At 69.4% G+C, this 14239-nt stretch carries 16 protein-coding genes; 3 read left to right on the top strand and 13 right to left on the bottom strand.

What is annotated here, in order from left to right:
* Nucleotides 1–3: 3 nt before the first annotated feature.
* The 3 genes from pyrH to rpsB all read right to left on the bottom strand — a co-directional run bounded on the left by pyrH (nucleotide 4) and on the right by rpsB (nucleotide 2608).
* A complete protein-coding gene (gene pyrH / locus BN1193_RS07730; RefSeq protein ID WP_040165263.1) occupies nucleotides 4–723 on the bottom strand; it encodes a UMP kinase in 720 nt (239 codons plus the stop codon).
* Nucleotides 724–819: 96 nt separating this feature from the next.
* The gene (tsf, locus tag BN1193_RS07725) at nucleotides 820–1647 is read right to left on the bottom strand and encodes a translation elongation factor Ts (RefSeq protein ID WP_040165261.1); all 828 of its coding nucleotides are present in this window, start codon (nucleotides 1645–1647) and stop codon (nucleotides 820–822) included.
* A 70-nt stretch (nucleotides 1648–1717) separates the two neighbouring features.
* Nucleotides 1718–2608 (bottom strand): 30S ribosomal protein S2, encoded by an 891-nt coding sequence (gene rpsB, locus BN1193_RS07720; RefSeq protein WP_040165259.1) that lies wholly within the window; start codon nucleotides 2606–2608, stop codon nucleotides 1718–1720.
* Between the two features lie 305 nt (nucleotides 2609–2913).
* Between rpsB and BN1193_RS07715 the strand changes: the two genes are divergently transcribed.
* Complete coding sequence (locus BN1193_RS07715; protein WP_094770340.1) at nucleotides 2914–3459, top strand: murein hydrolase activator EnvC family protein; 546 nt, start codon at nucleotides 2914–2916, stop codon at nucleotides 3457–3459.
* Between the two features lie 211 nt (nucleotides 3460–3670).
* The gene (locus tag BN1193_RS07710; protein WP_094770328.1) at nucleotides 3671–4771 is read left to right on the top strand and encodes an IS30 family transposase; all 1101 of its coding nucleotides are present in this window, start codon (nucleotides 3671–3673) and stop codon (nucleotides 4769–4771) included.
* A gap of 125 nt (nucleotides 4772–4896) precedes the next feature.
* On the opposite strand, the gene BN1193_RS07705 is transcribed toward BN1193_RS07710, so the two are convergent.
* The 3 genes from BN1193_RS07705 to BN1193_RS07695 form a co-directional block, all read right to left on the bottom strand.
* Nucleotides 4897–5799: a tyrosine recombinase XerC gene (locus BN1193_RS07705; protein WP_040165255.1), complete on the bottom strand. Its 903-nt coding sequence runs from the start codon at nucleotides 5797–5799 to the stop codon at nucleotides 4897–4899.
* 81 nt (nucleotides 5800–5880) lie between these two features.
* On the bottom strand, nucleotides 5881–6177 hold the full coding sequence (locus BN1193_RS07700; protein ID WP_141396650.1) for a hypothetical protein: 297 nt from the start codon (nucleotides 6175–6177) through the stop codon (nucleotides 5881–5883).
* Between the two features lie 5 nt (nucleotides 6178–6182).
* The gene (locus BN1193_RS07695) at nucleotides 6183–7850 is read right to left on the bottom strand and encodes an FAD-binding protein (protein ID WP_052460544.1); all 1668 of its coding nucleotides are present in this window, start codon (nucleotides 7848–7850) and stop codon (nucleotides 6183–6185) included.
* A 121-nt stretch (nucleotides 7851–7971) separates the two neighbouring features.
* On the opposite strand from BN1193_RS07695, the gene BN1193_RS07690 reads away from it, so the two are divergent.
* Nucleotides 7972–8829 carry an SDR family NAD(P)-dependent oxidoreductase gene (locus BN1193_RS07690; protein WP_195907829.1) on the top strand — a complete coding sequence of 286 codons (858 nt, stop codon included), beginning with the start codon at nucleotides 7972–7974 and terminating at the stop codon, nucleotides 8827–8829.
* A 9-nt stretch (nucleotides 8830–8838) separates the two neighbouring features.
* Here the strand turns inward: BN1193_RS07690 and dprA are convergent, their stop codons facing one another.
* The 7 genes from dprA to rplS all read right to left on the bottom strand — a co-directional run bounded on the left by dprA (nucleotide 8839) and on the right by rplS (nucleotide 14233).
* Nucleotides 8839–10005: a DNA-processing protein DprA gene (dprA, locus tag BN1193_RS07685; RefSeq protein WP_040165248.1), complete on the bottom strand. Its 1167-nt coding sequence runs from the start codon at nucleotides 10003–10005 to the stop codon at nucleotides 8839–8841.
* Nucleotides 10002–11522 (bottom strand): YifB family Mg chelatase-like AAA ATPase, encoded by a 1521-nt coding sequence (locus tag BN1193_RS07680; protein ID WP_040165246.1) that lies wholly within the window; start codon nucleotides 11520–11522, stop codon nucleotides 10002–10004. Before BN1193_RS07680 ends, dprA begins: the two co-directional genes overlap by 4 nt.
* Nucleotides 11519–11872: a YraN family protein gene (locus BN1193_RS07675; RefSeq protein WP_040165244.1), complete on the bottom strand. Its 354-nt coding sequence runs from the start codon at nucleotides 11870–11872 to the stop codon at nucleotides 11519–11521. The genes BN1193_RS07680 and BN1193_RS07675 overlap by 4 nt, the downstream gene beginning before the upstream one ends.
* A gap of 83 nt (nucleotides 11873–11955) precedes the next feature.
* Nucleotides 11956–12285: a DUF2469 domain-containing protein gene (locus BN1193_RS07670; RefSeq protein WP_040165243.1), complete on the bottom strand. Its 330-nt coding sequence runs from the start codon at nucleotides 12283–12285 to the stop codon at nucleotides 11956–11958.
* Nucleotides 12286–12329: 44 nt separating this feature from the next.
* Nucleotides 12330–12986, bottom strand: a complete 657-nt coding sequence (locus BN1193_RS07665; RefSeq protein WP_040165241.1) for a ribonuclease HII — start codon at nucleotides 12984–12986, stop codon at nucleotides 12330–12332.
* Nucleotides 12983–13750, bottom strand: a complete 768-nt coding sequence (gene lepB / locus BN1193_RS07660; protein WP_040165240.1) for a signal peptidase I — start codon at nucleotides 13748–13750, stop codon at nucleotides 12983–12985. The genes BN1193_RS07665 and lepB overlap by 4 nt, the downstream gene beginning before the upstream one ends.
* A 135-nt stretch (nucleotides 13751–13885) precedes the next feature.
* Entirely contained in the window at nucleotides 13886–14233 is a 348-nt protein-coding gene (rplS, locus tag BN1193_RS07655) for a 50S ribosomal protein L19 (protein WP_040165238.1), read from the bottom strand.
* Between the last annotated feature and the right edge of the window lie 6 nt (nucleotides 14234–14239).

The raw sequence follows: 14239 nt of genomic DNA, 5'->3' as shown, positions 1-14239 counted from the left end.
ATGTCAGACGGTGACGAGCGTGCCCATCTGCTCTCCCAGGAGGGCGCGAGTGACATTGCCGGCCGGCTCCATGCCGAACACGCGCATGTTCATCCCGTTGTCCATGCACAGGCTGAACGCCGTGGAGTCGACGACCTTGAGGCCCTGCACCAGCGCGTCGGAGTACGTGACGTGATCGAGCTTGCGGGCGTTCGGGTTGGTGCGCGGGTCATCGTCGTAGACGCCGTCCACGCCGTTCTTGGCGACCAGGACCTCGTCCGCTCCGATCTCCAGCGCGCGCTGGGCGGCGACGGTGTCGGTGGAGAAGTACGGCAGTCCGGCACCGGCGCCGAAGATGACGACGCGACCCTTCTGCATGTGTCGCTCGGCGCGCAACGGGATGTAGGGCTCGGCGACCTGCGTCATCTGAATCGCGGACTGCACGCGGGTCGCGGCGCCCGCCTGCTCCAGGAAGTCCTGCAGCGCCAGGGCGTTCATCACGGTGCCGAGCATGCCCATGTAGTCGGCACGACCGCGGTCCATACCGCGCTGGCTCAGTTCGGCGCCGCGGAAGAAGTTTCCGCCGCCGACGACGATGGCGATCTCGACACGGTCCACCGCGGCAGCGATGTCGCGGGCGATCTGGCTGACCACGTCGGGGTTCACGCCCAACTGGCCACCCCCGAACGCTTCGCCGGAGAGCTTGAGCAGGACGCGGCGGCGTCCGGTTTCTTCAGTGGTCACGGGTGGTGTTCCTCTCGTCGCGGTTCAACGGTATCGGACAGGCGGGCGTGAAGAAGGGCCCGGACCGACGAATCGATCCGGGCCCTCCGACGGGTGTTACGCGCCGACCTTGAAGCGGGCGAACGCGGTGACCGTGATCCCGGCGTCCTTGGCGACCTGCGCCACGGACTGCTTGTTGTCACGGGCGTAGTCCTGCTCGAGCAGGGCGACCTGCTTGATGAAGGCGTTCACGCGGCCCTCGACGATCTTCGGCAGGGCGGCCTCCGGCTTGCCCTCCTCGAGCGAGATCTTCGTGACGATCTCGCGCTCCTTGTCGATGTCGGCCTCGGGGACGTCATCGCGGGAGAGGTAGGAGGGGTTCGCGAAGGAGATGTGCTGCGCGATCGCGCGAGCGGCCTCGGCGTTGTCGCCCGTGTAGGCCACGGCCACACCGACCTGCGGCGGCAGGTCCTTGTTGGTGCGGTGCAGGTAGACCTCGAAGTTGTCACCGGTGATGGTGGCGACGCGACGCAGCTCGACCTTCTCGCCGATGATCGCGGCCTCGTCGTTGATCAGATCAGCGACGGTCTGCGAACCGGCGGGGGCGGCCAGGGCGGCCTCAACGGAGTCGGCCTTCGCGGCGGCCGCGGCGGCGAGCACCTTGTCGGCCAGCGCGATGAAGCGCTCGTTCTTCGCGACGAAGTCGGTCTCGCAGGCGAGCTCGATCATCGTGACGGAACCGTCCTGCTCAGACGCGGCGATGAGGCCCTCGCTGGTGGAGCGGTCGGCACGCTTCGCGTTGCCCTTCGCACCCTTCAGACGCAGGATCTCGGTGGCCTTCTCGACGTCGCCGTCGGCCTCCTCCAGCGCCTTCTTGGTGTCGACCATTCCGGTGCCCAGGTTCTCGCGCAGCGCCTTGATGTCGGCGATGGTGAAGTTTGCCATGTGTGTGGCTCCTCGCTGTGGTGGATGTCAGAGGACGGGGCCGCCGATCGGGCGGCCCCGTCATCGGGGCTTACTTGGTCTCGGTGTCCTCGGCCGGCTTCTCAGCCTCTGCCTCTGCGGCCTCGACGCCCTCTTCGCGGGCCTCAGCGCCGGCCTCGTCGGCGGCGGAGTCCGCAGCCACGAGCTCGGCCTCGGCGCCCTCGGCGACCGGAGCCTCGAGGAGCTCGCGCTCCCACTCGGCCAGCGGCTCGACGTTCTCGTCGGCCGGGTTGTGCTTGGCCTGCAGGCCCTCGGCCGCGGCGTCCGCGATGATGCGGGTCAGCAGCGAGACGGAGCGGATCGCGTCGTCGTTACCCGGGATCGCGTACTGCAGGTCGTCCGGGTCGGCGTTGGTGTCGAGGATGCCGACCACCGGGATGCCGAGCTTCTTGGCCTCGTCGATGGCGAGGTGCTCGCGCTTGGCGTCGACGACCCAGAGCGCCGACGGCGTCTTGGTCAGGTTGCGGATACCACCGAGCGACTTGTGCAGCTTGTCGAGCTCGCGCTTCTTCAGCAGCAGCTCCTTCTTCGTGAAGCCCGAAGCGGACGGGTTCTCGAAGTCCAGCTCCTCGAGCTCCTTCATGCGCTGCAGACGCTTGGAGACGGTGGCGAAGTTGGTCAGCAGACCACCGAGCCAGCGCTGGTTCACGAACGGCTGGCCCACGCGGGTCGCCTGCTCGGCGATGACTTCCTGCGCCTGCTTCTTGGTGCCGACGAAGAGGACGGTGCCGCCGTGCGCGACGGTCTCCTTGACGAAGTCGTAGGCGCGGTCGATGAAAGCCAGCGACTGCTGCAGGTCGATGATGTGAATGCCCGAGCGCTCGGTGAGGATGAAGCGCTTCACCTTCGGGTTCCACCGGCGGGTCTGGTGTCCGAAGTGAACGCCGGCGTCAAGCAGCTGGCGGATGGTGACGACAGCCATGGTCGTTCTCCTGTTCTGGGCGCACGAGGCGCCGTTCTTGCGGTTGAGTTGTGCGGGGATTCCCGCAGTCCTGGTGCCGGACGCGCTCCCGCCCTCGAAAGGGACCGGTGGGATTTCGTGACCACGACGTTTCCGTCGTGCAGGGCACGCGAAGTCATCTCGACAGACGAGATGCGTCATCCAGTGTACCAGTCGGGACCGCCTCGGACGCGCACCGTCTCCTCCCCCGCGCCAGCCCCGCGTGGGCTGTGCCGTCTGTGTCGATGTCGGCTGCCGCGAGGCGCTGTCGCGACGAACATCGGGGCATGTCCTCTCTCCCCCGCCGCAACCTCTCCGGCGCCTCCCGTGGGCACTCCGGTCGGCGCGGGCGAACATTGCCCACGGCCGTCCTGGTGACGGTCCTGATCCTCGGCGCCGGAACGTCCGCCGCCGCTGACGCGCCCACCGGTCACTGGGTGTGGCCGGTCGAGAATCCACGGGAGGTCGCCGAGCCCTACCGCGCGCCATCAACGCGCTACGGTGCGGGGCACCGCGGCATCGACATCGCGGCCACTGGCCTCGTCCGGGCGCCGGCGGATGGGGTCGTGGCGTTCTCCGGAACCGTCGTCGATCGCCCGCTCCTCACGATCGCCCACGCCGACGGACTGGTCACGACCCTCGAACCGGTGAACGCGCTCGTGCCGGCGGGCACGGCGGTCACCGCAGGGCAGCCGGTCGGCACCGTTGCGACCGGTGGGCACGTGGCAGAGGGACGGCTGCACGTCGGCGTCCGGTGGAACGGCGAGTACATCAATCCGCTCGGGTTGTTCGGCGGCGCGCGTCGCGCGGTTCTTCTCCCCTGCTGCGAATGAAGCGCCGGCCTCCGTCGCTCCCACTCGCGACAGTTCCGCCCGGGCCGTCTCAGGTGGTCAGCGCAACACCTCGTTTGAGGAGGTTGCTGTGGAGTGGGGTGTGTGGTCGGTGGCTTTGTCTCGATTGGCGCGTGGCGCATCGACGATCGAGGCGGCGGAGGGTCTCGGGGTATCGCGCTACGGGGTGGCGTTGTGGGCCAGACTCGCGGGCATGGAGTTGGTCAGGGGACGCGGTGGTGGTGTTCGAGGACCTCGTGTGGACGCGGAGCGCGTCGCGCCGCCGGTGGGGCGTTCGTATCGGCGATTGACGCTCGCTGATCGTGCCTTCGTGCAGGCCGCGCGGGGGCTGAGACCACCGGTGTCGATTCGGAAGATCGCGGGCGAGCTGGGGGTGGCGCCCTCGACGATCTCGCGAGAGTTGCGCGCTCACCGTGTGAAATTCCATGCCGGTCAGTGGCGGTATCACGCGGAAGCCGCTCATCAGGTCGCGCTGCGAGACCGGGAACGAGTCCGACCCCGACGGCTGGACGATCCCGTGCTCCGAGACGCGGTCGTGGCACGCTTGAACGACAAGCTCTCTCCGCAGCAGGTCGCGGCCGAGCTGAAGACGCAGTTCCCCGACAGGCCGGAGATGCACGTGTCTCACGAAACGATCTACCAAGCCCTCTACGTTCAGGGCTACGGGACGTTGCGGCATGAGCTCACCGTTGCCAAGGCCCTTCGTTCCGGACGCGCCGGCAGGAAACCGCAATCCAAGCTTCCCCGTCGCGACAGCCGGCCGTGGCTCGACGGAGCACGGATCAGTGAACGGCCCGCGGAGGCCGCTGATCGGGCCGTTCCGGGGCACTGGGAAGGGGATCTCGTCGTCGGGCCGAACAACTCTGGCATCATCACCCTGATCGAGCGACGCTCCCGCTACGTCATGCTCGGCCGGCTCCCCGGCAGCCGCGATTCCACGACCGTGATCGATGTTCTGCAACAGATGATCGAACGCCTTCCGGAGACGTTGTTCGCCTCGATCACGTGGGACCAAGGCACCGAAATGGCCCGCCACGCAGACTTCACCATCGCGACGGGATGCCCCGTATTCTTCGCCGACCCGCACTCGCCCTGGCAACGCCCCACCAACGAGAACGTCAACGGCTTGATCCGCGACTTCTACCCCAAAGGCACCGACTTCAACCACGTCACCGACGCCGATCTCGCCGAAGCCGAACGCCTCCTCAACCGCCGCCCCCGACACATCCTGGACTGGCGCAAACCCCGCGAAGTACTCTTCGAGAACATCACCGGTGTTGCACTAGCCGCTTGAGACCGCCCGCGCCGAACTGCAGCAATTGAGAGCGACCGCAGGGACGCTCCCGCTTTCGGCAGCCTCACGCCTCCGGAACTGGCGGACGTGGGAGCGATAAAGTTCGGGGTGCAGTCATCCGATGCTCAGGCGCGGGGGTGCGCGACGCGGTAGACGGCCGTGAGTCGTTCGGACGAGACGTGCGTGTAGATCTGTGTCGTGCCGAGGCTCGCGTGGCCGAGCAGTTCCTGCACGGCGCGCAGGTCCGCACCGCCGTCGATGAGGTGCGTCGCGGCGGAGTGACGGAGTGCATGCGGCCCGACCTTCTCGGCGCCGACGACGGGGCCGAGTTCACGCGACACCACGTCGTACACCGTGCGCGGACCGATCCGTCCGCCGCGCGCACCGAGGAAGAGAGCGGACGGAGCGGTGGTCGCTCGCGCGCGCAGAATCGGCCGGGCACGCACCACGTATGCGTTCAGCGCCCGCAGCGCCGGGGCGCCGAACGGGACGACCCGTTCCTTGTCACCCTTTCCGGTCACCCGCATGGTCGCCCGATCCCGGTCCACGTCGCCGAGGCGGAGTCCGCACAACTCGGACACGCGGATACCGGCGCCGTACAGGAGCTCGAGAATCGCCGAGTCGCGCAACAGGACCGGGTCGCCCTCCGCCGCCCGCGCCGCGAGGTTCTCCAGCAGTTCTCGGACGCCGTCCGCCGTCGCCACCGTGGGCAGCCGCTGCGGACGTTTGGGGGTGACGAGGCGAACCGCGGGGTCGTGCGGGACGAGTGCCTCTTCCGCGGCCCAGCCGAAGAAGGACCGGGCGGTGGCGGTCCGGCGCGCGATCGTGGTGCGCGCGTCTCCGCGCTGCGACGCCTTCCACAGCCAGTCCCGCAGCGTCTCCAGGTCGACGTCACCGAGTTCGAGGTCACCGGAGGCGGCGATGAGGTCACGCAGATCCGCGCCGTACGCGCGCACTGTGGCCGGCGAGAGCCGTCTCACCCGCGTCAGGTGCTCGGCGAACGTGTCGGCCGCCATCGAAAGGCGCATACGGCGATCATCTCGCGCCGACGTCGGATCGGGTGGGACGCGCGCCGCGACCCCTCAGCGCCAGGAAGGCACCGCGACCCCTCAGCGCCAGGAATACGTGAACGCCCACCGCAGCGCGGCGATGGCCTCGGCATCCAGCTCCGGGTGGCGTGCGGTCATCACCCGGGCGAGGTGGTCGCCGGCGCTGCGGAGGTCGTGCTGCGACCAGTCGACCTGTACGGCGTCGCACTCCGCGACCAAGTCCTGTACCGCCGCGATCAGCCGTGTGGCGTCCGCGCCGACCTCGGTGGCGAGGACGCGCACGGCGTCCACATCCGCACGGGGAAATGCGGAGCGTTCCCGCCCGGTGTAGGCCAGAACGGCTCGACTCACGGTCACGTCGATCACTCGCTGCTGCCGGCCATGTGACGGGCTGCGAGGAGGCCGAAGACGCAAGCCGGACCGATCGTGGATCCGGGGCCGGGGTAGGTGTGCCCCATCACCGCTGCGGAGTTGTTGCCGGCGGAGTACAGGCCCTCGATCACCGAACCGTCCGCTCGCAGCGCCCGGCCGTGGACGTCCGAGACCACGCCGCCCTTGGTGCCGAGGTCGCCGATCACGATCTCATACGCGGTGAAGGTCCCCTTCTCGATGGGGGCCAGGTTGTTGTTGGGTTGGTTCGTCGGGTCCCCGTAGTAGCGGTCGTAGGCCGAGTCGCCGCGATGGAAGTCCTGGTCTCTGCCGCTGCGGGCGAACCCGTTGAACTTCTCGATCTCGGCGGCGAACACTCCGGCGTCCACGCCGATCTTCGCGCCGAGTTCGGCGAGCGTGGGCGCGGTGACCTTGATGCCCTCCGCCACCATCTTCCGGTTGGCCTTCGGGTCCACCGCGAACGTGAGGAAGTAGCGCTTCGTGTATCGGCCGTCCAGGATCATCCAGTACGGACCGGTCGCGCCATCGTGCTCCAGCATGTGGTGGCCGAGATCGACGTAGGACTCGGACTCGTTGGCGAACCGGCGTCCGTCCTTGTCCACGATCAGGGAGTACGGCATCGACCGCTCCCCCACGATGAAGGAGCTGAGCCCGCCCTCGACCGGGCGGACGGTCGCACCCCACCACGCATCCTCCATGTACTCCAGGGCCGCGCCGACCTCGGCCGCCATGTCGATTCCGCCGCCGAGCGCTCCGGGCGATCCGGCCGGGAATCCCTCCACTCCCTGCAGTTCTTTGCGCCGGGCCTTGTCCTGGTCGAACCCGCCGGCCGCGAGCATCACGCCACGCCGAGCCCGAACCTCCTGCGGCGCGCCGTCGACCTCGATCTCCACGCCCACGACGCGTTCGTCCTCGACCAGGAGCCGCCGAGCCGGCGTGTTCAGCAGCAGCGGGACCCCGCCATCGACCACGACGGCCTTCGTGAAGGAGGTGATCAGCCCTGCGCCCATGCCGACGAGGATCTTGCCGCGCACGAGGCCACCGAGAGTGCGGAACACGAGGCGCACTCCCTGGAAGAACCCAGACCAGGTGGACCAGGCCCGACCGAGGCGGTACATGTCCGAGTTCATCATCGGGAAGGGCAGCAGCGCACGGGACTTCTTGCGCCACTCCCCGATCAGCTTGCTGTCGATGGGCTCGACCTCAATCGACCGGCCGATCTTGCCGCCGGGAAGCTCGGGGTAGTAATCGGGATAGTTCGCCGCGCGCGCCCACCGGAAACCGTAGCGCTCGGATGTGGCGACGAAGTCGGCGATGCCGTCCACGAACGCCTCCTTGCGCGCCGGGCTGGAGGCCAGCCCCGGCTCCCCCACGGTCTCCTCGAGGTATGCCAATGCCTCGTCGCGGGAATCGCGTGCACCATCGCGACGCATGAGCGGATTGTTCGGCAGCCAGAGACCGCCGCCGGACATCGCGGAGTTGCCCCCGAATCGGTCGGTGCTCTCGACCATGAGCACGCTCAGTCCTTCGTCGATCGCGCCGAGGGCGGTGGCGAAAGCGGCGGCTCCCGAGCCGACCACGACGACGTCATACGCGGACGCCGGACGGGAAGACGATGCAGAGGCACTGGTGGGGGGCATGTTTCCTCCTTGATCTGGTGCGGCACATGTTACGCAACGCCGCGTCTCGATAACAGTGCTAGGTTCGGATCCACCTCGCCGCCCCCACCGACAGGACCCCCATCCCACCGACAGGACCCCCATGACCACTCAATCCCCCCGCCTGGCAGCCGTGATCACCGGAGGCACCGGAGGCATGGGTCTCGCCACCGCCAAGATCCTCGGCGCCGACCATCGCATCGTGCTCGCGGACCTGGCTCCCGACCGGCTGGACGCCGCTGTCGCCGAACTCGCCGCTCTCGGCATCGAGGCGACCGGAGTGCGCACCGACATCACCGACCGCGCGTCCGTGGACGCCCTCCTCGACGGCGCTGCAGCGGTCGGACACGTCCGCGCCGTCGTACACGCGGCGGGCGTCTCACCGCAGATGGGCGACGCGAGCTTCATCGCCCGGGTCAACGCCGTGGGCACGGTGAACATCACCCGTTCGTACCTCCGTCTCGCGCAGGACGGCGCTGCCCTGGTGAACGTCGCGTCGATCGCCGGGCACATGAGTCCCGCATTCCTGCAGCCCACCCGTGTGTTCCAGCTCGCTTTGACGGACGAGTCGGCCTTCGCGCGGCGGTTGGACGCGTCCGTCAATCGAGCACCGAAGCGCATGCGCGCCGGCGGCGCGTACTCCACCAGCAAGGCGTTCGTCATCTGGTACACCCGCAAGATGGCGGCGGCATTCGGCGAGCGGGGCGCTCGCATCGTCTCCGTCTCCCCCGGCAGTTTCGACACCGCGATGGGTCGCCTGGAGATCGCTTCCGGATCGGACAAGCTCCTGGGCCACGCCGCCCTGAAGCGCTTCGGCCGGCCGGAGGAGGTGGCGGCGGTCCTCGCGTTCGCCGCGAGCCGCGCCCCGGGCTACCTCACCGGAACGGACATCCTCGTGGATGGCGGGACCAAGGCCGGCCTCACCCTCCGCGGCATGATCGACATGGCCCGCGGCGCCTGAGTCTTCGGTTCATCGCGTCCACCCGCCGTCGGCCCGCCGTGCGCGGCCCTGCAGCAGGAGCAACCCAAGCGCCGCCTCAGTGCTCGCGACGGCGACTCCCGCGCGCACCGCGATGTCCTCGACCGGCCGCGGCGTCCGCAGGGCCAGCGCGTCTGCGACCCTGTTCTCCAATCGCTCCGCGCCGTCGTCCTCGGGCGGTGAAGCTGCCGTCGTCGATCGTGGCGAGGATGGGCCCGCCGGCTCTGCTGGACGTCGCTCGGGTGAGATCTCTGCGCCGAGAAGTTCTTGGACCTCCGCGGCGGTGGTGACGCACGTGGCGTCGTACTCGCGCAGCAGGCGGTGACAGCCGGCGGAAGCCGGCGAGGTGATCGGCCCCGGGACCGCGCCGATGGACCGCCCCAGCGTGGCCGCATGCCCCGCGGTATTCAGGGACCCGCTGCGCCACCCGGCCTCGACCACGACGGTCGCGTCGCCGAGCGCTGCGATGATCCTGTTCCGGGTGAGGAAGCGCCAGCGCGATGGCTCCGAGCCGAGCGGCAGTTCGCTGACGACCGCACCGCTGCCGACGATTCGCCCCAGGAGCTCGGCATGCCCGGCGGGGTAGACCCGATCGGCGCCTCCGGCCAGCACCGCCACCGTCGCGCCCCCGGCGGCCAGGGCGGCCCGATGCGCGGCACCGTCGATGCCGTACGCCGCACCGGAGACGACCACGACGCCGGCTGCGGCCAGCTCCGCCGCGAACTCCGCCGTCACGAGGTCACCGTATCCGGACGACGCGCGCGCTCCCACGATGGCGACGGTGGTCGCGGCCACGAGCGCCTCCGGGTCGCCCCGGACCCACAGGCACAGCGGGGCGTGGACGTCGAGGTCATCGACCCGTGCGGGCCACCCGTCATCTTCCGGAATGAGCAGGCGGGCCCCGCAGCGACGCGCACGATCGGCCTGGTCCGGAAGGTCGACACGCTCCAGACGCGGCCGCCAGCGGGCGAACGCTTCATGCCAACGGGTGCCGGCCGCCGGCGGTCGGTTCGCCCGGACCGCGGCCAGCGCCTCCTGCGGGCCGAGCGCCGCCACCAGCGCACCCGCGTCGCCATCGCCCGGTTCGACGAGGAAGGACCAGGCCAGTCGGGCCCGGGCGAGCTCGCTCCGCTCCGCGGCCGCTTCACCCCTGTTCACAGCGCCGTCCCCGTCTTGAGGGCCAACGCGCGGCCGATCTCCTCCGGCCCCGGCCGATCGCGTTCGCCGAGATCGGCGAGCGTCCAGGCGACCCGGAGCACGCGATCGTAGCCGCGGAGGGTCAACGCGCCCCGGGCGAGCGCCTGATCGAGCGGCCGGGTGACGTCCGACCCCAGGCGGAGCGGACCGGTGCGCAGCCAGGGACCGGACGCCTGCGCATTCAATCGCCACGGCAGACCGGACCAGCGAGCGCCGGCCCGAGCGCGCGCGGCCAGCACTCGGGCGCGAGCGTCCGCCGTCGTGCAGGTGCCCGAGGTGTCGCGGGCGGTGGTCACCCGGGTCACGGGCAACTCGACGTCGATGCGGTCCAGCAACGGACCGGACAGCCGGCCCAGATATCTCCTGACCGCCATCGGCGGGCACGAGCAGTCCGCGCCGCGCACTCCACGGTTGCCGCACGGACAGGGGTTGGTCGCGAGGACGAGATGGAATCGAGCGGGGTACGAGGCGGAGACCCCGCTGCGATGGATCGTGATCGACCCGGACTCGATGGGCTGCCGCAACGCATCGAGCACCGCCGGTGGAAACTCGGCGGCTTCGTCGAGAAAGAGGATGCCGTGGCTGGCCCGGGCGATGGCGCCGGGGCGGATCGTGCCCGATCCCCCGCCGACGAGCGCTGCCACGGTCGCGGAGTGGTGCGGCGCTTCGAAGGGAGCGTCCCGCGGCAGCACGGTCACCGTCTCCCCGCACAGTGACCGGATCGACGCCACTTCGAGCGCATCGTCGTGCTCCAGCGGTGGAAGAATCCCCGGCAACCGGGACGCCAGCATGGTCTTCCCGGCCCCGGGCGGACCGCTGAGCAGCAGCGGGTGTCCTCCCGCGGCCACCGCGATGAGCGCGTCGACGGCAGCGCGTTGTCCGACGACGTCCGCCAGTTCCAGGACGGGAGGTTCCGCCTCGGCGTCCGCCGGAGGAACGTGCGGCTCCCACTCCTGCTCATCGACTTCTGCGCCATGCAGGCGAGCGACATCCGCCAGCGACACCGCGGCGAAGACTTCGGCACCCTCCACGAGTTCCGCCTCGACACGGCAGGCCCAGGGCACGACGACGCGTGGGATGCCGGCACGGACCGCGGCGAGGACGGCCGGGAGAATCCCCGGGACCGGTCGCAATCGCCCGTCCAGCCCGAGTTCGCCGAGATGCACGGTGCGTCGGAGCGACTCGGCGCGCATCGGATGTTCCGTCGCGACGGCCGCGATCGCCACGGCCACATCGAAGCTCGCGCCCCGTTTGGGCAGGCTCGCCGGCGAGAGGTTCACCGTGATCCGCCGCCGAGGCAGCGGCAGGTGCTGGTTCGCGCACCCGTTGATGACGCGCCGCACCGATTCCCCCAGCGCCTTGTCCGGCAGGCCGATGAGGTCGAACTTCGGCTCCTGATTGGACAGGTCCGCCTCCACTTCGACGAGCGACCCCACGATGCCGCTCACGGCCACGGCCCACGTCCGCGCGAGAGTCATCGCACGTCCCGCAGGTGGGAGATGTCCGCTTCGTCCATCGTGATCCCGATGACGTCGACACGAAGATCGCGCCCTCGGGACACGGACGGATGCGCCCGAGCCCACGCGAGGGCCGACCGCCACACGCGTTCGAGCTTGCGATCGTCGACCGCCGCGAGAGGATCACCGAAAGCCCTCGTCCGGCGGGTCTTAACCTCGACGACGACGAGCGCGCTCCCGCGGCAGACGACGAGATCGACTTCCCCGGTCGGGCCGCGCCAGTTGCGGTCCAGGACGCGATACCCGGCGCGTTGCAGGTAGCGCGCCGCCTCCGCTTCGCCGCGGGCCCCGAGCTCATTGTGCTTCGCCATCCCCCGATGCTGGTCGTCGACCGGACGTCACGGGGTCCACCGCCCGCGATCGGGAGAGGATCAGTCCTGGGGAGGACGCGAGGTCACTTCTCGCCGTCGAGGGAGAGGTCGTCCGGGAGCTGGAAGTCGCGGCGGGTGAGCTCTTCGACGTTGACGTCCTTGAACGTCAGCACCCGCACCGACTTCACGAAACGGTCCGCACGGTAGATGTCCCACACCCACACGTCCGTCATCGACAGTTCGAAATAGAAGTCGTGCTCGGTGTCGCGACGGACGAGATTGACGTCGTTCGCGAGATAGAAGCGCCGCTCGGTCTCGACGACGTAGGAGAACTGGCCGACGACGTCGCGATACTCGCGGAACAGGGCCAGTTCGAGTTCCCGATCGTAGTCGTCGAAGGTCTCGTCATCCATGGTGACTCCATCTTATGCCGCGGTGCGCACCGCGCCGGACCGGATCAGAACAGGGTGTTGCCCTGGAACGCCCAGCTCGCCCGGTGGTGTCGGGAGATGCCGTGCGCGGTGATCGCGTCGCGGTGCGTCTGCGACGCGTAGCCCTTGTTGTGGTCCCAGCCGTAGACCGGTTCCTCCTCGTGCAGGGCCGTCATGTACGCATCACGTTCGACCTTCGCGAGGACGGACGCCGCGGAGGCGCTGGCGCAGTCGCGGTCCCCCTTGATGACGGGGCGCACCCGATACGCCCAACCGCCCGCCGGCGAAATGTAGTCGTGGTTGCCGTCCAGGAGCACGATCCCCTCGGACGGGGTCAGCTCGAGCGCGGCGAGACCGTCGATGGCACGCAGGGCGGCCAGCCCCAGCGCCCGGATGATGCCCACCTGGTCGACCTCTTGCGCGGAGGCCCAGCCGAGCGCACTGGCCTGCACCCAGGCGGCGGCGCGCGCGGCGACGTCGGCGCGCTTCGGCTCGGCGATCAGCTTCGAGTCCCGGAGGCCCTCCGGCACGCGCTTGCGCGCCCCGGACGCGTCCAGAAACGCCGCACCGACGACGACCGGACCGGCGATCGCTCCCCGACCGACCTCATCGCACGCGATCACCCAGGCGTGCTCGCGCAGAAGCTCGCGTTCCAGTCGCAGGGTGGGGGTCGCGACAGTCATGAGCGGTCGCGCCCCGGAACGCCGAGGAAGGCGTTGCCGTCGGACCCGAGCCCGCCGAAGCGGTCCAGGGGCCAGGTGCGCAGGAACACGCGTCCGACGACGCCGTCCAGCGGCACGAACCCCTTCGAAGGCTGGTCCATGTTCAACCGCGAGTCGCGGGAGTGGTCGCGGTTGTCGCCCATGACCCACAGCGAACCCTCGGGAACCGTGACGTCGAACTCGATCTCCTTCGGGGTGCTCCGACCGGGCGAGAGCTTGACGTACGCCGACTCGTCCAGCGGCGTGCCGTTGACCTCGATCCGTCCCGCCGCATCGCAGCAGACGACGTGATCTCCGGGAAGGCCGATGACGCGCTTGACGAGATGTTCGGAGGAGTCCGGAGCGGCCAACCCGACCAGCGACAGCACCCATTCACCGGCCGCAGCGATCGGGCCTCGATCGACGGCCGCCTCGGGCGGCAGCCACCCACCCGGATCGCGGAAGACCACGATGTCGCCGCGGTGATAACCGGTGAATCGGGGGGACAGCTCGTCCACGAGGATCCGGTCGTTCTCCTTCAGCGTGTTCTCCATCGACCCGGAGGGGATGTAGAACGACCGGACGACGAAGGACTTCACCACGAACGACACGATGAGGGCGATGATGACGATCACCACGATGTCGCGGAAGAAGGCCAGCCACCCGCGCTTGCGCCGTGTCCGCCCCGTCCGCGCCTGACGCGCATCGCGACGCGAGAGCGGAAGGCTCTCCTCGACTGCAGACATGTCTTCCTTCACGAAGGTGCGCCGACCGGCACAACCGCCTCAGCTTTTCATATTCCGCGTGAGCCATCCTGAGGAATCGCCCGCGCCCACGGGAAACGCCCCGCGGAATCCACGGGGCGTTTCGACGAGAGAGACTCAGCTCTCGCGCTTCTCCTTGATCTTGGCCTTCTTGCCACGGAGCTCGCGCAGGTAGTACAGCTTGGCGCGACGCACGTCACCGCGGGTGACGACCTCGATGTGGTCGATGACCGGCGAGTGCACCGGGAACGTGCGCTCCACGCCCACCTGGAAGCTGATCTTGCGAACCGTGAAGGTCTCGCGCACACCGTCGCCGGAGCGGCCCAGGACGACGCCCTGGAAGACCTGCACACGGGAGCGGCTGCCCTCGATGATGTTGACGTGCACCTTGACGGTGTCGCCGGGGTGGAACGTGGGAATGTCGGAGCGCAGCGAAGCCGCGTCCAGAGCGTCGAGGATCTGCATGATCGA

Origin of the sequence: Microbacterium gorillae (assembly GCF_000826185.2) — a bacterium.
Lineage (GTDB): Bacteria > Actinomycetota > Actinomycetes > Actinomycetales > Microbacteriaceae > Microbacterium > Microbacterium gorillae.
This window is presented reverse-complemented; position numbering and strand designations above follow the sequence as displayed.

Excerpts from the sequence above, each read along its gene's own strand:
- BN1193_RS07715 (WP_094770340.1), top strand. The coding sequence starts at position 2,914 with ATGTCCTCTCTCCCCCGCCGCAACCTCTCCGGCGCCTCCCGTGGGCAC.
- BN1193_RS07690 (WP_195907829.1), top strand. The coding sequence starts at position 7,972 with ATGACCACTCAATCCCCCCGCCTGGCAGCCGTGATCACCGGAGGCACC.
- BN1193_RS07675 (WP_040165244.1), bottom strand. The coding sequence starts at position 11,872 with ATGGCGAAGCACAATGAGCTCGGGGCCCGCGGCGAAGCGGAGGCGGCG.
- lepB (WP_040165240.1), bottom strand. The coding sequence starts at position 13,750 with ATGTCTGCAGTCGAGGAGAGCCTTCCGCTCTCGCGTCGCGATGCGCGT.
- BN1193_RS07710 (WP_094770328.1), top strand. The coding sequence starts at position 3,671 with ATGGAGTTGGTCAGGGGACGCGGTGGTGGTGTTCGAGGACCTCGTGTG.
- tsf (WP_040165261.1), bottom strand. The coding sequence starts at position 1,647 with ATGGCAAACTTCACCATCGCCGACATCAAGGCGCTGCGCGAGAACCTG.
- BN1193_RS07670 (WP_040165243.1), bottom strand. The coding sequence starts at position 12,285 with ATGGATGACGAGACCTTCGACGACTACGATCGGGAACTCGAACTGGCC.
- rplS (WP_040165238.1), bottom strand. The coding sequence starts at position 14,233 with ATGCAGATCCTCGACGCTCTGGACGCGGCTTCGCTGCGCTCCGACATT.
- BN1193_RS07665 (WP_040165241.1), bottom strand. The coding sequence starts at position 12,986 with ATGACTGTCGCGACCCCCACCCTGCGACTGGAACGCGAGCTTCTGCGC.
- BN1193_RS07705 (WP_040165255.1), bottom strand. The coding sequence starts at position 5,799 with ATGCGCCTTTCGATGGCGGCCGACACGTTCGCCGAGCACCTGACGCGG.
- rpsB (WP_040165259.1), bottom strand. The coding sequence starts at position 2,608 with ATGGCTGTCGTCACCATCCGCCAGCTGCTTGACGCCGGCGTTCACTTC.
- BN1193_RS07680 (WP_040165246.1), bottom strand. The coding sequence starts at position 11,522 with ATGACTCTCGCGCGGACGTGGGCCGTGGCCGTGAGCGGCATCGTGGGG.
- BN1193_RS07695 (WP_052460544.1), bottom strand. The coding sequence starts at position 7,850 with ATGCCCCCCACCAGTGCCTCTGCATCGTCTTCCCGTCCGGCGTCCGCG.